The following is a 19,518-nucleotide window of genomic DNA, read 5'->3' as shown; positions in this document are numbered from 1 at the left end:
AGGTGTTAAGATGGCTTGGCAAAGAAAATTAGGGAGGTCAACAGATCAAAGGATTGCAATGATAAAAAATTTAGTTACTAGTTTTCTGAAGCACGGTAAGATAACTACTACACTTACTAGAGCTAAGGAAACTCAGAGTTTAGCTGAAAAAATGATAACTCTTGCTAAAAGAGGAGATCTGCATGCAAAAAGACAGGTTCTTTCTTTTGTTAAAGAGCAGAAAGTTGTTGCTAGTTTATTTTCAGATGTTGCACCTAAGTATCAGGAGAGAAATGGTGGGTATACTAGAATAATAAAACTTGGATCAAGAAAAGGTGATGGATCAGAAATGGTTATCTTGGAGTTTGTATAATATCTTTTATTGAGGAATTAGGAATAATGTCTTAATTTCTCTTTTTTTTTATGGGAATTTTGTTATAATTTACATATCAATTTGGAAAAGGTGTTTTTATGGATAATTGTATAAGTATTAAGAATGTTTCATTTAAATATGATGAGTTAAATGATTTTATATTGAGGGATGTAAATATTAATATAAAAAAGGGAGAATTTGTATGTATTATGGGTGGAAATGGTTCAGGAAAATCAACATTGTCTAAATTAATCAATGGTATTTATGAGTTAAAGTATGGAGATATATATGTTGATTCGCTTAGTGTTAAGGATAGAAAGAATATTTTAGATATTAGGAAAAAAGTATCTATAGTTTTTCAGAATCCGGATAATCAGATTGTTTCAACTATAGTTATGGATGATGTTGTATTCGGTCTTGAAAATATATTAAGAGATAGAAAAAAGATGGAAAGAAGAGCTAATGATGCCTTATATAAAGTGAATATGTTTGACTATAGAAATTATAATACAAATATGCTATCTGGTGGTCAGAAACAGAGAGTATCCATCTCAGGTGTTTTGTCTATGAAGCCTGATTATATTATTTTTGATGAATCTACCTCTATGTTGGATCCTTTTGGAAAAAAGGAGGTATTAAATATATTAACAGATTTGAATAAAAATTACGGTATAACAGTGATATTAATAACACATTTTGTTGATGAGTGTTTGGCATGTGATAGAGGTATAATTTTAACAGATGGGGTTATTAAGTATGACGGTGATCCAAGGAATATTTTATCCAATGAAGATTTTTTAGTTAAGAATAATCTTACCACTACATATTCATGCAGAATTTCAAATACTTTAATGAAATATGGACTCCATAATAATAAAGATATATTTGAGTTAGAGGAGCTTGTGAATTTATTATGTCAATTGAATTTAAGGATGTAGGATATACATATTTCAAGAGAACCCCTTTTGAAAAAAAGGTTTTACATGATATTAATTTTAAAATTGATACGGGAAATTTTATTTCTATTATTGGTCATACTGGTAGTGGTAAGTCTACATTGATTCAACTTATGAATCTTTTACTCAGTGGATTTGAAGGGGATATAATTATAGATTCATTGAATGTAAAGAATAAGAAAGTAAATAAAGCAGAGATTAGGAAAAAGTTTGGATTTTCTTTTCAGTATCCAGAATATCAATTTTTTGAAGATACAATATATAAGGATATTGCTTTTTCATTAAAAATTAGGGGAGAAAATGAAGAGTTAATTGAAAACAAGATAAGAAGAGCTATGGATATGGTATGCCTTAATTTTGATAAATATAAAGATAAAAATCCATTTGATATAAGTGGAGGTGAGAAGAGAAAATTATCTTTAGCATCTATACTTGTATTAGACCCAAGTTATATAATTTTAGATGAACCTACTGTTGGTCTTGATCCTAAGAGTTGTGAAGAAGTTGAATTAATTATTAAGAATTTAAATAAACAGTTTAATAAAACAATCATAATGGTTACACATATTATGGATTTGGTTTTTGGTATGTCTGATAAAGTTATGTTATTAGATAATGGAAAGATTGTGAGATTTGATTATCCATATGATATTTTTACTGATGAAAATTTATGTAATAAGTATCATATTGAGAAGCCATATTTAGTGAAGTTGTTTTTAGAATTGAGGAAAAATGGAATCGATATTAAGGAATGTCCAAGAGATATAGAGAATATGGAGAAGTTAATTTATAATTATTTATATAAAAGGAGTAAATAATGATTGAAAGCATTATAATTGGACAATATTTAAAGATTGATTCATTTATACATAGGTTAGATCCTAGGGTTAAGATAATATTAAATATTGTTTATATTATTGGTATTTTTTTTATTGATAGTGTATTTAAGTATTTATTTTATTTAATTATGATATTTTTAATTACATTGGGTGCAAGGATTAAATTTTATTATATTTTAAATTCCATAAAAGTAGTAAGTTTGTTTATAATATTTGCTGCATTTTTTAATGTATTTTTTATTAGAGAAGGAAATTTGATTTTTAAATTAGGTTTTTTGAGTATATATGATAAAGCAATAGAAACTTCAATATTTATAAGTCTTAGAGTAATATTTTTGATATTAGGATCTACTATTTTGACATTAACAACATCACCAGTTGAATTAACTGATGGATTTGAATCTATGATGTATCCTTTGCGAAAGTTAAATGTTCCGGTTGGCGAAATTTCTCTAATGGTAAGCATTTCATTAAGATTTATACCTATACTTTTAAATGAAACAGATAAGATTATTAAGGCTCAAAAATCGAGAGGTGTTGATTTTGAAAAGGGTGGTATTATAAGTAGAGTTAAAAATATAGTACCAATTTTAATACCATTATTTATAAACTCATTTAGGAGAGCTGATGAATTAGCTATAGCTATGGAATCTAGGTGTTATAATGGAAGTGAAGATAGATTTAAATTTAAAGTTTTAAAATTTAATATTAGAGATTATCTAAGTTTAATTTTGTTTATATTATTTGTTATTTTGATTTATTTTTTATAGGTGATATAAAATTGAATATTTGTTTTAAAATATGTTATTTAGGATCAAATTATCATGGATTCCAAAAACAGAAGGAAAAAATAAGTATACAGGGTGTTATAGAGGATGTTTTTTACAAAATATTTAAAATAAAAGTAAATATTATAGGATGTAGTAGAACTGATGCTGGTGTTCATGCTAAAGAATTTTATTTTAATATTCATTTAGATAATTTTAGAGTGTCATGTGTAAATATAAAGAATGCATTAAATACTTATTTACCTTATGATATAAGAATTTTAGATGTATTTTATGTGGATGAAAAGTTTCATTCGAGATATGATGCCTTGAAAAAAGAATATGAATATAAGATATTTAACGGAGATGTTATGGATCCTTTTAAATATCAATATTATATGCATTTTAGATATGAATTAGATTTTAATTCTATGTATAAGGCATGTAAGTATTTTGAAGGTGAACATGATTTTAGGGCATTTATGAGTAGTAATTCTTCAATAAAAAATACGATTAGAATAATTTTTAAAAGTAGTATTTATAAGGAAGATAATATTATAATTTACAATATTTTAGGAAATGGTTTTTTATATAATATGGTTAGAATAATTGTAGGTACTTTGATAATGGTAGGTCAGGGTAAAATTGAGTCTCAAGATATTCAACATATAATAAAATCTAGGAATAGGAATAAAGCAGGTTTTGTTAGCGAAGCAAAGGGTTTATGCTTAAAAAAAGTTTTTTATGAGAATTGACATAGAAATTAAATTTTATTATAATAGCAATGTTATGTATTAAGTTGAAAAATAAATCCACTGCCCCGGATTTTTATAAATAAGAAGTATCACTTTTGTTAGGAGGATATTATGAAGTCACATTTACCAAAAGAGAATGATATTCAGAAACAATGGTATGTAGTTGATGTAGAAGGAATGGTTTTAGGAAGAGCAGCAAGTCAAATAGCTTCTATATTAAGAGGTAAGCACAAGCCAGAGTTTACACCTAATATGGATTTAGGAGATTTTGTAATAGTATTGAATGCAGATAAAATTGTTTTAACTGGTAAAAAACTTAGTCAAAAGATGTATAGTTACCATACAGGCTATCCAGGTGGACGTAAGGAGATTTCGTACAATAAGCTTTTAGATAAAAAACCTGAGTTTTTATTTTATGAGGCTGTGAGAAGGATGTTACCAAGTGGTCCTCTTGCAAGACGTCAAATTAAGAAACTTAAGATATATAAGGGAAATGAGCATAATCACCAAGCTCAGAATCCAGTAAAGTTGGAATTGAAGTATTAATTTGAGAGGAGGATTAGTAGATGAGTAAAATTCAGTATATGGGAACAGGAAGAAGAAAGAAATCTGTTGCTAGAGTGTTTTTAGTTCCTGGGAGTGGTAATGTTATAATAAATAAGAGAAATATAGACGATTACTTTGGATTAGATACTTTAAAGTATATAGTTAATCAACCACTTGTTTTAACAAATACTATGTCGAGTTATGATGTCAAGGTGAATGTTCATGGCGGAGGTCTTACAGGTCAAGCAGGAGCTATAAGGCATGGAATCTCGAGAGCTTTAATTAAGGTTGATGATAATTTAAGATCAATTCTTAAAAAAGAAGGATTTTTAACAAGAGATCCAAGAATGAAGGAAAGAAAGAAATATGGATTGAAGAAGGCTAGAAGAGCTCCTCAATTTTCTAAGAGATAATATAAGTTTTATTAAAAATAAAGTCCGAACAAATTTTGTTCGGACTTTATTTTAGTTTACATAAAAATAATTAAAAATGTTAATTATAAAAACTGAGATTAGATTGTGTAGGAGAGTTTTTAAAAATGAAAATATATAATTTATGTAAAGTTTTTTTGATATGTATTTTTATATTTACATGCCTTTCCTTTAATGTAAAAGCACAAATATATAATACAGGAAAAGTTATATTAATAGATCCTGGTCATGGTGGAATGGATGGCGGAGCTGTTTCTAGAAATAATACTTTAGAAAAAGATTTAAATTTAGAGATGTCTATTAAGTTGAAGGAGATATTAGAAAATAAAGGATATAAGGTATTTATGACAAGAGAAAACGATGTTTCTTTATCAAGTGGTGGAAGTGTTAAACAGCAGAAAAGAGATGATTTAAATAAGAGATGTATTATGAAAAGAGAGGTTGCTTGTGATGTTTTTATAAGTATTCATATGAATAAGTTTCCAGATGCTTCTGCTAAAGGTTCCCAAGTATGGTATCCATTTTATAGCGAGAAGAGTAAAAAGTTAGCTGAAAATATGCACAAACAATTTAAGAATACTTTGAATCAACAACATAATAGACAACCAAAAGGTGTTAAAAATGATTATGTAATCTTAAGGGATGGCTATGATGGTGCATCCGTTATAGTTGAATGTGGATTTATCTCTAATGATGAGGAAGAGCGTAAATTGAAGGATGAATCATACCAATATGAATTTTGTAATTCTTTAGGAATGGCTATTGATGATTACTTTAATGGGAGGTAATGAATATTGATATTTAATTTTAAAGGTAAGATACAATCAAGTATATTTATTGACAATTTGCTTGCAAAATCTGAAGGTAATATTGTGATAATTAGACCTATTTATTATAAGGAAGTTAAAAAAGCAGAGGTGTCTCTTTCTATTTTAAATTTGATTATTGATAAGCTTGAGTCATTATATGGAGATTATATGACTTTTAAAATGATTATGAGTGATGAAGAAGGACCTATAATATTTGTTGTTATAAATAAAGATTCCTTTAGTTTAAAGCATGATATGTCTGTATTTGAGGATGAAGATGACTTAGGAATGCTGGGAGTTTATATGGTATATGATAAAATAGAGAATAGATTTATAAAAAGAAGTGAGTCTAATTCAGATTATAGGATTTGTCCTATATGTCGTAACGAAGAATATATTAATTGTGATATAAATAAAAAACATAATAGAGAGCAAATAATAAAATTTTTAAGTAGTAAGTATTCAGAACTTAGGAAATATTTTTTTTCAGTAGTATAGAGATAAATATTTGTCATAATTGTGCTTGAATATATTTGGGAAAAGTTTTACACTTATTATTGTAAAAATAGTTATTGTATATTTATTACTTTAGTATATTTATTATAAATGAAAATGAATTATAATTATATAATTTTAAAAGTAATTTATTGTTTTTTTTATGTATTTTATGGGAGGAATTCTTTATTATGATGAAGGGAATTGCGGCTTCTAAGGGGTATGCTATAGGAAAAGCATTTATAAAGAAAGATATAAAGATAGAAATTAATAAATCAAAAATTGATGATGTAGAAAGTGAAATAAAAAAATTAAATGTTTCTTTAGATAAAACTAGAGAACAATTGGAGACCTTAAGAAAGATGACTGAAATTGAAGTAGGAAAGGAGGAATCTTTAGTATTTGAAAGTCATCAGATGATACTTGATGATCCTGAATTTATAGATAAGGCTAAGGATATTATAAAGAGTAAAGCTATAACAGCAGATTATGCTATAGATGAGGTTAGAAATGAGTTAGTATCAATAATGTCAAGTATTGATGATGAATATATGAGAGAGCGTGCTACAGATATTAAAGATGTTGGAGATAGGATAATAAGAAATTTATTAGGTATTAGTAATGATGTAAGTATTAATGAATATAACACTATAGTTGTTGCACATGATTTAACACCGTCTGATACAGCACAATTGGATAAATCAAAAGTATGTGCTTTTTTAACCAATATTGGAGGGAGGACTTCACATTCTGCTATAATGGCAAGAACTATGGAAATACCTGCAATTGTTGGGATGGGTAATATAACTGAAATTGTCAAATCTGGAGATGAAATTTTAGTTGATGGTATCAACGGAGTTGTAATTTTAAACCCAAGTGATAGTGAAATTAATGAATTTAAATCTAAGATAAAGATGTATGAAGAAGAGAAAGAGAGATTAAAGGAATTAAAAGATATTAAAATTTATGATTTTAATAAGAGGCATATTGAGATATGTGGGAATATTGGATCTGTTAAAGATATAGATCAGGTAATTGAAAATGGAGCTGATGGTGTAGGTTTATTTAGAACTGAATTTTTATATATGGATAGAAATTCTATGCCATCTGAAGAAGAACAATTTAATTCTTATAAAGAAGTTCTTGATAAAATGAATGGTAAGCCTGTTGTTATAAGAACATTGGATATAGGTGGAGATAAGAAATTAAGTTATTTAAATGTTGGAGAAGAGATGAATCCATTTTTAGGATATAGAGCGATAAGACTTTGTTTAGATAGAGTTGATATATTTAAGGTACAGTTGAGAGCTCTTTTACGTGCATCTATTTATGGTAATCTTAAGATCATGTTTCCTATGATTTCATGTATTGAGGAGTTTACACAGTGTAAGAAAATTTTAGAAGAATGTAGAAGTGAACTTATTAATGAGGGATATGATGTAAGTGATTCTATTGAAGTTGGGATTATGGTTGAGATACCTTCTACAGCAGTTTCTGCCAGAGAATTTGCAAAAGAAGTTGATTTTTTTTCCATTGGTACAAATGATTTAATTCAATATACACTTGCATGTGATAGGATGAATGAAAAAGTATCATATTTATATAATCCAATGAATCCATCGGTACTGTCTCTTATAAAAATGACTATAGACGGAGCACATGCTGAAGGAAAATGGGTAGGAATGTGTGGGGAAATGGCAGGAGATGAGGAGGCTATTCCGAAATTATTAGAATATGGATTAGATGAATTTTCTATGTCTGCAACATCTATTCTGCCAGCAAAAAAGCAAATATTAGAAATATTAAATAAGAAATAATTTATATATTATTTTTATGGGGGCGATTTTAATTGTAACTATAGTTAAAAATGTGGAAATATATTCTCCAGATAATATTGGGAAAAAAGATGTTGTTATTTTATTTAATAAAATAGAGGGTATATATGATGAATTTAAGTATGGTAATTGTTTTACTGAATATGAAATAATTGATGGTACTGGATTAATTATGTTCCCAGGACTTATAGATTCACATGTTCATATATCAGGAGGTGGAGGAGAATCTGGATTTAAGAGTAGGACTCCTGAGATTAATTTTTTTGACCTAATATCTGGTGGTATTACAACAGTTGTTGGATGTTTAGGTACGGATAGTATATGTAGAAATATGAATAATTTACTTGCTAAAGCATATGGACTTGAGGAAGAAGGAATAAGCTCATATATCTATACAGGATCTTATGAAATACCAGTTAAGACTATAACAAATAGCATAAAGAGTGATTTAATGCTAATTCCTAAAGTAATTGGAGTTGGAGAAATTGCTTTATCTGATTATAGATCTTCTAAACCAAGTTTTGAAGAATTTATTAAGGTTATTTATGATGCAAGAGTTGGAGGATTGTTGGCAAATAAAAAAGGTATTGTCCACATACATATAGGAGATTCTGAAGATGGTTTAAAATATTTATTTGAATTGTGTATGAATAAGGATATATCTTTGGATCAGATTATACCAACACATGTTAATAGGAATAAAAAACTTTTAAATAGTGCGATTGAATATGGAATAAAAGGTGGATACTTTGATTTAACTAGTAGTTATGTTAGAGGAATAAAAGAAGAAGAAGAATTAAGAGTTAGTAATATATTGCCAAATATTATATCTGATGGAGTAGCAATATCTCATATTACTTGTTCTTCAGATGCTCAAGGTAGTCTTCCTATTATTGGTGATGATGGAAAGTTTGCTGGTATCGGAATAGGAAAACCAAAATCTCTTTACAATGAAATTAAAGAATTATTAATTAGCAATTCTTTGCCGAAAAGTGATATAATATCTATTGTAACTAAAAATGTGGCTAATATTTTAGGATTACATTATAAAGGTGAAATAAAGAGATATAATGATGCGGATTTTATACTTGTAGATAATAAAGATTATGAGTTAAAATACGTGTTTTCAAATGGTAAAAAGATGATGGAGGAAGGTAAAATATTAGCTAAGGAAACTTTTATTAAGGAGTAAAAAAATATGATTCAGGTTAATGATACAAATTTTAAAACAGAAGTTTTAGAGCATAAAGGGATTGTTTTGATAGATTTTTATGCAGATTGGTGTGGTCCTTGTAAAAATTTTGCGCCTATATTTGAAGAGTTCTCTAAAGAAGTTAGCGACGTAAAATGTGTTAAAATGAATGTTGATGAGAGTACAAGTGCTAGAACATATAGGGTTATGAGTATACCAACTGTTATCTTATTTAAGAATGGGGAGGTATGTGATAGGTTTATTGGTGCTATGCAAAAGAAAGACTTAGTTGATTTTGTTAATAAGAATAGATAATAAAAGAGATGCTTAAATAGCATCTCTTTTATTATCTATATTCTACTAAAATATTATCAATATATGAAGATATTTTATTTATTAAATTTTTAATAGTATATTTATTTTCATTGAATGAATCCATATCATATATGTTATTATGAACTAAGAAATTTAGATGGAGAGTACTTTCATTTAAGAAGTCATTATTATATTCTCCTTCAAAATTTTTTACTATATCTACGGATAATGTTATAATATCTAATATATTATTTAAATCATATTTTATCTCATCTATATTTGTAATATTGAATATGCGATTTAAATTTTCTTCTTGCATATATATTTTACTTAAGTTGCAAAATGATATATTAGATTTTAAAAAATTCTGTTCTATTTCTGAATTAACAATATAGTACGGATAATTTATAATATTATACAATAATTCTTTTATATTAGATTTTTGTTTGGTTATATTAAAATATAGATCTGAATTTTTCACATCATTTATTTCCAGACCTCTCTTTAAAATTGCATTATAATTATTATATAATTTTACTAAGATTTCACTCATTTCTTCCTTTTGGTTTCTTTTGATGTGTTTGTTTTCAGTATTAAACATATTTAATGGAGTAATTATTTGTTTTTCATTAGTATCATCATATATAGGTAGGGCTTGTGTGTTTATGAAAGGAAGAATTATTGTCATTGTACCTAACGATAAACTTAATGCTATAAATTTTAAATTGTTCATAAATACCTCCGAAAAATTTAAAGGTATAGTAAATCGTTTTTATTTTGTACAAAAATTTTGAAAATTATTAGTTTATTTATATAAGTAAGTTGAGATACTTAATTTAGAATCTATTTTATGCTTTAAGGTGTTATATTGGTTTAAAAGTTTTGAATATATATAATCTGTCTGTTCATATATTTTACCTATAAATTCTTTAGTCAATTCTTCTTTTTTTGATAAATTTTCATTTTTAATACAGTATTTTAATTTTGTATTATATTCATTGTATGTTTCTAAGATTTCCTCCATTTGATGGTATAAATTGAGTCCATCTTGTGGAATAGGTAATTTCGACAAAGATATTTTAAGATTATCATTTACAGTTAGATTTTTTTCTAACTTATTAATAATTAGCTGATAATCATATTTATTTTCTCTAGCCTGATTTAGTTTTTCCTCTATGTTTTCCATAAGTGGGAGAAAATCATACAGTATAGAATTGAGTTTATTTATAAAATTATGTAAGTTTACATTTGATATGGAGTTTATTTTTTCTGTATAAAAATTATTTTCATATGCAGTTTGTACATTTGTGATTGTTTCAATTATTTCATTTAATAAATTTGAATTTGCGGGTAAAGATTTCAGACTAGATAATATATCGTCAAAATAGTTTTTTAAGGAAACTATATTTTCATTTATAGTGTTTTTGTCATTTTTGAGGTTTTGTAATTGTTTAATATATAATTCAGAGGAATGTATTAGGTGATTAAATGTTTCTATCTCATTTAATTTCATAGATGTATTTAAATTTTTTTTAGATTTTTGCATTATATTTATGTTATCAAGAGATTTATTTATGTTTTCCTCGGAATTTATATCATTATCTAAAATTTTATATGTGCTATTTAGATATGATATATAGGAATCTAATTTATATTTATGGTTATGTTCTTTCTTTATAATTAAGTATGTTATAAAACAACATATACTAAAAAAAATAACAAATAGGAATATGGATATAAATTTAAATAGAGTTTTTTTTATATACAAAATTTTCTCCCCTTTTAAAATTAGTTAGTTTATTATATTATTTATTTAGTTAATAAATTCTTAAAAAAGAAAAAAGAGGTAAATAATTGGGTTTTTTAAATATAGTTTTTAATACTATAAAAAATATTAATCTATTTGATTTAATAGATATATCTATAGTAGCATATGCTTTATATAAGGTTTACATGTTAATAAAAGAAACAAGAGCGGAACAATTGTTAAAGGGTATTTTATTTATGTTATTTCTTATGCCTATTAGTTATCTTTTAAATTTAACTATGGTATATTCAATATTAAAAAATACTTTAACTATAGGAGTTTTGACAATTGTTATATTGTTTCAACCAGAGATAAGAAAGGCTTTAGAACATTTAGGCAGGAGTGCATTTTCAGATAGAAATAGATATAATAAAAATTATGAGTATATTAAAAATGATTTTATAGTGGAAATATGTAAAGCTATTGCGAACATGTCTAATAAAAATATTGGAGCATTGATTGTAATCGAGAGAAATACAAAACTTGGAGATATTATAGAGAGTGGTACAACGATTAATTCGAAGGTAAAATCTGAGTTAATAGAGACTATATTTTTTCCTAATAGTCCTCTTCATGATGGAGCTATAGTTATAAAGGGTGGTTTAATTGAGGCGGCTGGTTGTTTCCTTCCGTTGAGTTATCAAAATATAGATAAGAGTTTGGGGACACGTCATAGGGCTGCTCTTGGTATATCCGAGGTAAGTGATTCTGCTGTTATTGTGGTATCAGAAGAAACAGGAATTATATCTTTATTCGTAAATGGTAAGATAACTAGAAATTATGATTTTGAAAAGTTAAATTCTTTACTAAATAGGATGTTTGAGTATAATAGCTTAAAAACATCATCATTTAAAGGTAGGGTAAAAGGTTGGATAAGGGGAAAAGTAAAAAACAAACACAAGGAATAATTGTGAAGATATTATGTTTTGTAATTTCATTTATACTTTGGGTATATATAGTTATCTCTTTGAATCCTGTATTAACTACTAAAGTTTATAACATACCTGTTAATGTTATAAATAGTTTGAGTCTTAAGAAAAATGGATTGATTGTTTTACCTAATCAAAAATTTACGGTTAATTTGAGTGTAGAAGGTAAGGCAAATGATATTTATAATTTGAAACCTGATAATTTTGAGATATTTTTAGACTTAAGCTTATATGATCTTCAAAAGGGTGAAAATATAGTTAGGGGATATATAAGGAGTATTCCTCCAAATATATCTATAACAAAGCCTAATGATTTGGATATTAAAGTTCAAATAGATGAATTTGTTGAGAAAAGAGTATCTATAGATAAAGTAATTGATAATGTTAATATAGATGGATTTTATTCTTTTGAACCTGTAATAACTCCTGAATATGTTATAGTATCGGGAGCATCTAAATATGTAAATGAAGTAGATAAAGCAGTTGTTAACGCAAGTTTTACCGATTTAAAACAGGATATATATCAGAGTTTAAAGGTTAAATTTTTAAATAAAGATGGTAAGGAAATAAATGAGTTTTTAGATATATATCCAGATGTTGTAGAGATGTATATTATGGTTAGGGCTATGAAAGAAGTAGAAATTGATGTACCATTTATTAATAATTTACCAGAAGGGTTGAAACTAGAAAGTGTTGAAGTTATTCCTAAGGTAATAAAAATAATAGGTATAGAGGATGTTATATCAAATATATATAAAATTTCATCTGAGAGTGTAAATTTGTCAGAAATAACTGAAAACTCCATAATAGAAGTACCTTTTAAGATAGCAAGTGGTATAGAAACTATTGATAATAAAAATTCTGTAGTTATAAAAGTTAAGGTTAGTAAAATTGATCAGTAGAATTAAATTTTAATGTTAGAATGGAGGTGATAATTATTTATAAAGTATTATTTAGGGAAGATAGGTGTAAAGGATGTAGATTATGTGAGACATTTTGTCCTAAAGGGATAATAAGTATGTCAGATAATTTAAATATAATAGGATATAATTTTGCTAGGATAACTTTAGATAATCAAAAAAAATGTATAGGATGTGGATCTTGTTTTAGGATATGTCCAGATTCAGTAATAACTATAATTAATAATGAGGGGTAATAATATTGAGAATTTTATGTAAAGGATGTGAAGCTTTAGGGAAGGCTACTATAAGAGCTGGATGTAATGCGTTTTTTGGATATCCTATAACTCCGCAGACAGAGCTAGTTGCATATTTATCAAAAAAAATGCCGGAACATAATAGGCTAATTATTCAAGCTGAGAGTGAAATTTCTGCGATTAATATGGTTTATGGAGCAGCAGCAGCAGGATTTAGGGTTATGACTTCAACAGCTAGTCCTGGAATGAGTTTAAAAGCGGAAGGTATATCTTATATAGTTGGATCTGAACTTCCATGCGTTATAGTTAATGTGTGCCGTGTTGGACCAGGACTAGGAGGAATACAACCTTCTCAACAGGACTATTTTTTTATGACTAAAGGATTGGGGCATGGAGGAGTTAGAGCCATTGTTTTAGCGCCAAACAGTGTTCAAGAAATATATGATTTAACGATAGAGGCGTTTGATTTAGCTGATAAATATAGAAATCCAGTAATTATATTTTTAGATGGTACTCTCGGACAAGTTATGGAGTCATTAGATATAGAGGATGAATATGAAGATAGGGTGCATACGTTAAGTGATATAATAAGCTTAAAGCCATGGAGTTCAAATGGTAAATTACATAGGAAGAATAGAAATATAATAAAATCATTAAATTTAGATAATGATGATTTGAAGAGGCATATGGATAATCTTAGTAATAAATATTTACAAATAAAGAAAAATGAGATTAGATATGAAAAAATTTATTTAGATAAAAAAGTAGATATTATTTTGGTATGTTTTGGCATGATTTCAAGAACATGTGAAAAAGCTGCTGAGGAATTAAAGAAGGAAAATATAGAAGTTGGTATAATTAGACCCATAACTTTATGGCCATTTCCTTATGATATTATAAAGCATATGTCTGAGAATACTAAATATGGATTTTTATGTGTTGAGATGAATTTTGGACAAATGATTGAAGATGTAATTTTATCTTCTTATGGTAATAATAAAGTTTATTCTTATGCAGAGGTTTCTGGAGATATAATAGATTATGAGAGTGTAATCAAATATGTGAAAGGTATTATTAAAGGAGAAGTTAATGAGTATAAAGTTTAAACCTTCTAAAGGAATTATAGATGTTAAGAGTCATTATTGTCCAGGATGTACTCATGGAATAATAAATAATATTATTGCTGAAGTCTTAGATGAGCTTGATATATTAGATAAATCAGTTGGGATTGCATCAGTAGGATGTTCAGTTTTTATATATGAGTATATAAATTGTGATTTTATTAGTGCGGCACATGGACGAGCACCATCAGTAGCAACTGCTGTGTCAAGGCTTTTAAAAGATAGAGTTGTATTTACTTATCAAGGGGACGGGGATTTGGCTGCTATAGGGACTTCTGAAATTATACATGCAGCTTCAAGAGGAGAAAATATAGTTGTTATATTTATAAATAATGGAACCTATGGAATGACAGGAGGGCAAATGGCACCTACGACGTTAAATGGTCAGGTTACAGAGACTACTCCTATGGGTAGAAATAAGGATCATTATGGTACTCCTATTAAGATATGTGAAATGCTTGAAACTATAGAGAGTGTTAGATATTTGGAAAGAGTTTCAACTCATAATTTAAAGGGTATTATAAATACTAAAAAGTCCATAAGTAAAGCTTTTGAGTATGTTAGAAATGGTGAAGGGTTTTGTTTAATAGAAATATTATCAACATGCCCAACTAATTGGGGAAAAAGTGCAGTAGATTCATTAAAATGGGTTGAAGAGAATATGTGTAAAGAATTTGATATTAAAATATTTAAGGAATAGAGTTGATAATATGAATTTGGAAGTTTTATTTTCTGGTTTTGGGGGACAAGGTATATTATTTATATCAAAAATGTTGTCTTATGCTGCACTTGAGAGTGGATTAAATGTTACATGGTTCCCATCCTATGGCCCAGAAATGAGAGGAGGAACAGCAAGTTGTTCTGTTGTAATGAGTGATAGAAAGATTTTATCGCCGATTGTACTTAGGCCTAAATACATGGTTGCTATGAATTATCCATCTTTTAATAAATATGAAAGTAAGGTTTTGGATAGTGGATTTATGCTTATTAACTCAGATATAGTTAAATCATATAATAGAAGATCAAGTGTTAATTATTTGGATATACCTATTCAGAGTATGGCTAAAAGTATATCAGAAAAGGTTTTTGGGAATATTGTTATGCTTGGATCTTTAATTAAGGTTATGAATAAAATATCTATGGATTCTATATTTGATGTTTTTACTAGTTATACTAATGCTAAATTTAGTATTGAAGATAATAAAAGGGCTTTGAAAATAGGATATGATTTTGTGTAAATAAGGAGTTAATTTATGGGTAAATTATTTGGTACAGATGGTATTAGAGGAATCGCAAATATTAAATTAACTGGAGAACTTGCTTATAATATTGGTAAGTGTGGAGCTAAGGTATTATCTAAAGGTGTGATAGATAATAGAAAAATAGTTGTGGGCATTGATACAAGAATTTCAAGCTCTATGATTGAGTATAGTATATGTGCAGGTATAGCATCTACTGGTATAGATGTTATAAGAGTATCGAATGTTCCTACACCAGCTATAGCTTATTTAATTCAAAAATTTAAGTTGCTTGGTGGTGTTATGATTTCTGCATCACATAATCCATATGAGTATAATGGAATAAAGTTTTTTGATAGTAATGGTGTAAAACTTAATGATGATTTAGAAAATGAAATTGAGAATTTGTATTTTAATTTATTAAATGTTAGCAATATGGATGGTTTTGATGATATTGGTAAAATTGAATTTTCTAGTGAAATGATTACCGATTACATTGATTTTTTGTTGAGTAATTTGGGAAAAAATGATTTAAGTGGGTTGAAAATTGGTGTAGATTGTGCTAATGGTGCAGCTTATTCTATTGCAAGAAGAGTATTTGAGGCTACAGGTGCTGAGTTTTTGATTATAAACGATTATCCTAATGGGGTTAATATTAATAATAAATGTGGATCTACATATATGGATGAGATATCTAAATTTGTTGTTGAAAATAATTGCGATTTAGGATTTGCATATGATGGAGATGCAGATAGATGCTTAGCTGTTGATCATGAGGGTAATATAATAAATGGTGATCATATAATGGGTTTAATTGCTATTTATTTTAAGGAACAAGGAATTTTAAATAAGAATACAATAGTCGTAACAGTTATGAGTAATTTGGGACTTTATAAATCTTTAGATAAGTTTGATATATCTATATCTACAGTAGGTGTTGGAGATAAGTATGTTTTTCAAAACATGAATGAGAATGATTATGTAGTTGGAGGAGAGCAATCTGGGCACATAATACTTTTTGATAATAAAACAGGTGATGGAATTTTAACATCTTTAATAATAAGCAAGATAGTTAAGGAAAAAGGAAAGAGTTTAAAAGATTTATGTTCAGTTATAAAGGAATTTCCACAATTATTAGTTAATATAGAGGTTGATGAATTTAATAAAAGGATATATAAAGAGGATAAAGAAGTTAATGACTTGATAAATAGATATGAGAATGAGCTTTCAGGGAATGGTAGAATTTTAGTTAGAGAATCCGGAACAGAGAATTTAATTAGGATCATGGCTGAAGGTGAAGATATGGATATGATTAAAAATATTGTTGATGATATTGTAGGGGCTATTAATCTTAAATTAAAGAGTGTGTAGTATTTTTATACTACACACTCTTTAGTATGAATTCATTTATTGCAAAGGCAATACCATTATCGTCGTTACTTTTTGTTACATATGTTGCCATATTTTTTATATGTTGTTCACTGTTTGAAGGGACAACAGATATATGTGCAAAATTAATCATTTCTATATCGTTAAAGTTATCACCAAATACAATAATTTCATTTTTATCGATGTCTAATATTTTACATAAATTATGGAGTGCAGTTCCTTTATTTACACCTGGAGGCATTATATCGAGTAATTTTTCATCTGATGATACAATAGATAAATTTTTAAATTTTTTATTTAATTGAGATTCTATATTTAAAAGTTTTTCTCTATTATCTATGTGTGTTAGTGATTTTAAAAATGATAGATTAGAATAGTTTTGTATATCTTTATGTATTATTTCAACTTCAAATTTATCTTTTAGATCCGATGATAGATTTAGTTTTTCTAGTAATTTTAATCTTGGATTATTGGGCGTACTTAATATAGCAGTTTCAGTATATAACATAAAGTTTAGATTATTTAAATTATAGAAGTCTACTAAATTTTTAACAATATTGAAATCTAAAGATTTTTTATAAAGTATATTATTAGATAAATCACGTATGAGAGATCCATTACAAGATATTATAGGTAAGTTGGATTTTATTTGTTTTTGATACTTTCTAGCGAGGATGTCTATTCTTCCAGTTGCTATTGTGTATTGTATATTTTTATTTTTTAGTTTTTGCAAAGCTTGTAGTGTTTCCTTTGTAATTTCCTTGTTAGAATTTAAAAGTGTACCATCTAAATCAAATACGCAAAGTTTTATATTTGACATTTAAGAATCTCCTTTAATTATATAATTTAACAAAAAAATGTTTTTTTCATTGAGATATTTATAATAATATTGTATAATAATTGTTCAAATACTAAAATAATATTGAGATATTAGTATTATAATTTAAAATATTTATAAATGAAAGGAAGATAAATAATTTGACTCAAAAAAGAAGTAGAAAAGAGAAACATTCATTAGATAATAAAAAAGTTGGGATACTTAATAAAAGTCTTAATTTTATTGAGGTTGTAGGTAATAAGTTACCAGATCCAGTAACATTGTTTGTTTTATTAAGTATAATAACTGTTATTGCTTCTTATATTTTAAGTAATATGAACATTGTAGCTGAGTATGAAACATTAAAAGATGGTGTATCTGAGGCAGTTAAAGTTCAGGTAACAAATTTACTTACAAAAGAAGCTATGTCTAATTTTCTGACCAGTATAGTTACTAATTTTACAAGTTTTGCGCCCTTAGGTGTCGTGTTGGTTTCTATGCTCGGAGTTGGAGTGGCTGAAGGAACTGGTTTAATAGATGCTTTAATAAAGAAACTTATATTAAGCACTCCAAAAAGATTGATAACAATTGTTGTTGTGTTTTTAGGAGTTTTGTCTAATGTAGCTTCTGATGCCGGATATGTTGTGTTAGTTCCACTAGGTGCTATAATATTTAAGAGTTTTGGTAGAAATCCTATAGCCGGTATTGCTGCTGCTTTTGCTGGTGTTTCTGGGGGATTTTCAGCAAATCTTCTTATAGGAACTATAGATCCATTATTAAGTGGACTTAGTCAATCAGCAGCAAATATAATAGATCCATCATATATGGTAAATCCAACAAGTAATTATTATTTTATGGTAGTTTCTACTTTTTTAATAACTATAGTTGGAACACTTATAACCGAATATGTAATAATTCCAAGACTTGAAAAAAATCAAAATCCTGATAATTTAGTTGAGCAAGTTGAAGTTCAAGATGAGAATTCATTTAAGTTTACTAAAAGTGAAAAAAAAGGTCTTTTATATGCAGGAATTTCTTTATTGGTATTTTGTATCATAATTGGAATAGGACTTTTGCCTGGTGGGATGCTTAGGAATCCAGAGACAGGTTCAATAATTAATAAATCACCATTTATTAGTGGTATTGTTGTTATACTTGCGCTGTTATTTTTAATTCCTGGAGTGTTTTTTGGGATTGGATCAGGGAAAATTAAGAAAGATAGTGATATCATCAATGCTATGTCAAAATCTATGTCATCTATGGGGTCATATTTGGTATTGTCATTCTTTGCAGCACAGTTTATAAATTTATTTGAGAAAAGTAAGATTGCTACAATAATTGCAGTAGATGGAGCTGAAATTCTAGAGAATATAGGGTTTGTAGGAATACCGCTCATAATAGGATTTATAATTATAACTGGTTTTATAAATTTATTTATAGGAAGTGCATCAGCTAAGTGGGCCATAATAGCTCCTGTGTTTGTTCCATTATTTATGAGGCTAGGTTATAGTCCAGAGTTTACTCAGATGGCATACAGAATAGGTGATTCAACTACAAATATAATAACTCCACTGCTTCCATATTTCCCAATAATTGCAATGCTTGTTAAGAAATATGATAAAAAAAGTGGAATAGGTACATTAATATCATTAATGTTGCCATATTCGATAGCTTTATTAGTAAGTTGGATCATATTATTAGTATTATGGATGGTTTTAAAATTACCTTTGGGACCAGAAGCGTTTATATTTTTAAAATAATTTCTAGAT

Annotated in this window: 23 protein-coding genes; 20 read left to right on the top strand and 3 right to left on the bottom strand. The window is 27.2% G+C overall.

What is annotated here, in order from left to right; all coding sequences use genetic code 11:
* Positions 1–10: 10 nt before the first annotated feature.
* The 12 genes from rplQ (at position 11) to trxA (ending at position 9,292) form a co-directional block, all read left to right on the top strand.
* Complete coding sequence (gene rplQ / locus SFBM_RS07025) at positions 11–352, top strand: 50S ribosomal protein L17 (RefSeq protein ID WP_005805189.1); 342 nt, start codon at positions 11–13, stop codon at positions 350–352.
* A gap of 98 nt (positions 353–450) precedes the next feature.
* Complete coding sequence (locus SFBM_RS07020; RefSeq protein ID WP_007439906.1) at positions 451–1,290, top strand: energy-coupling factor transporter ATPase; 840 nt, start codon at positions 451–453, stop codon at positions 1,288–1,290.
* Entirely contained in the window at positions 1,266–2,126 is an 861-nt protein-coding gene (locus SFBM_RS07015) for an ATP-binding cassette domain-containing protein (protein ID WP_007439907.1), read from the top strand. The genes SFBM_RS07020 and SFBM_RS07015 overlap by 25 nt, the downstream gene beginning before the upstream one ends.
* Complete coding sequence (locus tag SFBM_RS07010; protein ID WP_007439908.1) at positions 2,126–2,917, top strand: energy-coupling factor transporter transmembrane component T family protein; 792 nt, start codon at positions 2,126–2,128, stop codon at positions 2,915–2,917. Before SFBM_RS07015 ends, SFBM_RS07010 begins: the two co-directional genes overlap by 1 nt.
* 11 nt (positions 2,918–2,928) lie before the next feature.
* Entirely contained in the window at positions 2,929–3,669 is a 741-nt protein-coding gene (gene truA, locus SFBM_RS07005) for a tRNA pseudouridine(38-40) synthase TruA (RefSeq protein WP_005805191.1), read from the top strand.
* A gap of 111 nt (positions 3,670–3,780) precedes the next feature.
* Complete coding sequence (gene rplM, locus SFBM_RS07000; protein WP_005805193.1) at positions 3,781–4,215, top strand: 50S ribosomal protein L13; 435 nt, start codon at positions 3,781–3,783, stop codon at positions 4,213–4,215.
* A gap of 20 nt (positions 4,216–4,235) precedes the next feature.
* Positions 4,236–4,628 (top strand): 30S ribosomal protein S9, encoded by a 393-nt coding sequence (rpsI, locus tag SFBM_RS06995; RefSeq protein WP_005805195.1) that lies wholly within the window; start codon positions 4,236–4,238, stop codon positions 4,626–4,628.
* A gap of 125 nt (positions 4,629–4,753) precedes the next feature.
* Positions 4,754–5,434 (top strand): N-acetylmuramoyl-L-alanine amidase, encoded by a 681-nt coding sequence (locus tag SFBM_RS06990; RefSeq protein ID WP_014018067.1) that lies wholly within the window; start codon positions 4,754–4,756, stop codon positions 5,432–5,434.
* Positions 5,435–5,440: 6 nt separating this feature from the next.
* Positions 5,441–5,953 carry a citrate lyase holo-[acyl-carrier protein] synthase gene (locus tag SFBM_RS06985; RefSeq protein ID WP_005805199.1) on the top strand — a complete coding sequence of 171 codons (513 nt, stop codon included), beginning with the start codon at positions 5,441–5,443 and terminating at the stop codon, positions 5,951–5,953.
* Positions 5,954–6,141: 188 nt separating this feature from the next.
* On the top strand, positions 6,142–7,767 hold the full coding sequence (gene ptsP / locus SFBM_RS06980; protein ID WP_005805201.1) for a phosphoenolpyruvate--protein phosphotransferase: 1,626 nt from the start codon (positions 6,142–6,144) through the stop codon (positions 7,765–7,767).
* 16 nt (positions 7,768–7,783) lie between these two features.
* A complete protein-coding gene (gene iadA / locus SFBM_RS06975; RefSeq protein ID WP_005805203.1) occupies positions 7,784–8,977 on the top strand; it encodes a beta-aspartyl-peptidase in 1,194 nt (397 codons plus the stop codon).
* A gap of 6 nt (positions 8,978–8,983) precedes the next feature.
* Complete coding sequence (gene trxA / locus SFBM_RS06970; RefSeq protein ID WP_005805205.1) at positions 8,984–9,292, top strand: thioredoxin; 309 nt, start codon at positions 8,984–8,986, stop codon at positions 9,290–9,292.
* Positions 9,293–9,323: 31 nt separating this feature from the next.
* Here trxA and SFBM_RS06965 read toward each other — a convergent pair whose 3' ends face one another.
* Together SFBM_RS06965 and SFBM_RS06960 are read right to left on the bottom strand one after the other, a co-directional pair.
* Entirely contained in the window at positions 9,324–10,025 is a 702-nt protein-coding gene (locus SFBM_RS06965) for a hypothetical protein (protein WP_005805207.1), read from the bottom strand.
* Between the two features lie 72 nt (positions 10,026–10,097).
* Positions 10,098–11,060 (bottom strand): hypothetical protein, encoded by a 963-nt coding sequence (locus SFBM_RS06960; protein WP_007442294.1) that lies wholly within the window; start codon positions 11,058–11,060, stop codon positions 10,098–10,100.
* Between the two features lie 86 nt (positions 11,061–11,146).
* Between SFBM_RS06960 and cdaA the strand changes: the two genes are divergently transcribed.
* From cdaA to glmM, 7 genes are read left to right on the top strand one after another with little or no spacing between them, the layout of a single operon-like run.
* Complete coding sequence (gene cdaA, locus SFBM_RS06955) at positions 11,147–12,007, top strand: diadenylate cyclase CdaA (RefSeq protein WP_005805210.1); 861 nt, start codon at positions 11,147–11,149, stop codon at positions 12,005–12,007.
* Entirely contained in the window at positions 11,968–12,930 is a 963-nt protein-coding gene (locus SFBM_RS06950) for a CdaR family protein (RefSeq protein WP_005805212.1), read from the top strand. The genes cdaA and SFBM_RS06950 overlap by 40 nt, the downstream gene beginning before the upstream one ends.
* Positions 12,931–12,950: 20 nt before the next feature.
* Positions 12,951–13,184 carry a 4Fe-4S dicluster domain-containing protein gene (locus SFBM_RS06945; RefSeq protein WP_005805214.1) on the top strand — a complete coding sequence of 78 codons (234 nt, stop codon included), beginning with the start codon at positions 12,951–12,953 and terminating at the stop codon, positions 13,182–13,184.
* Positions 13,185–13,189: 5 nt separating this feature from the next.
* Positions 13,190–14,290 carry a 3-methyl-2-oxobutanoate dehydrogenase subunit VorB gene (vorB, locus tag SFBM_RS06940; RefSeq protein WP_014018066.1) on the top strand — a complete coding sequence of 367 codons (1,101 nt, stop codon included), beginning with the start codon at positions 13,190–13,192 and terminating at the stop codon, positions 14,288–14,290.
* A complete protein-coding gene (locus tag SFBM_RS06935; protein ID WP_005805218.1) occupies positions 14,274–15,005 on the top strand; it encodes a thiamine pyrophosphate-dependent enzyme in 732 nt (243 codons plus the stop codon). The genes vorB and SFBM_RS06935 overlap by 17 nt, the downstream gene beginning before the upstream one ends.
* A gap of 10 nt (positions 15,006–15,015) precedes the next feature.
* Complete coding sequence (locus SFBM_RS06930) at positions 15,016–15,543, top strand: 2-oxoacid:acceptor oxidoreductase family protein (RefSeq protein ID WP_007439922.1); 528 nt, start codon at positions 15,016–15,018, stop codon at positions 15,541–15,543.
* Positions 15,544–15,558: 15 nt separating this feature from the next.
* Positions 15,559–16,914 carry a phosphoglucosamine mutase gene (gene glmM, locus SFBM_RS06925; protein ID WP_005805221.1) on the top strand — a complete coding sequence of 452 codons (1,356 nt, stop codon included), beginning with the start codon at positions 15,559–15,561 and terminating at the stop codon, positions 16,912–16,914.
* A 10-nt stretch (positions 16,915–16,924) separates the two neighbouring features.
* Here the strand turns inward: glmM and SFBM_RS06920 are convergent, their stop codons facing one another.
* Complete coding sequence (locus SFBM_RS06920; protein WP_014018065.1) at positions 16,925–17,752, bottom strand: Cof-type HAD-IIB family hydrolase; 828 nt, start codon at positions 17,750–17,752, stop codon at positions 16,925–16,927.
* Positions 17,753–17,910: 158 nt separating this feature from the next.
* Between SFBM_RS06920 and SFBM_RS06915 the strand changes: the two genes are divergently transcribed.
* A complete protein-coding gene (locus SFBM_RS06915; RefSeq protein WP_005805226.1) occupies positions 17,911–19,509 on the top strand; it encodes an AbgT family transporter in 1,599 nt (532 codons plus the stop codon).
* Positions 19,510–19,518 lie beyond the last annotated feature (9 nt).

It is taken from the genome of Candidatus Arthromitus sp. SFB-mouse-Japan (assembly GCF_000270205.1).
Lineage (GTDB): Bacteria > Bacillota > Clostridia > Clostridiales > Clostridiaceae > Dwaynesavagella.
This window is presented reverse-complemented; position numbering and strand designations above follow the sequence as displayed.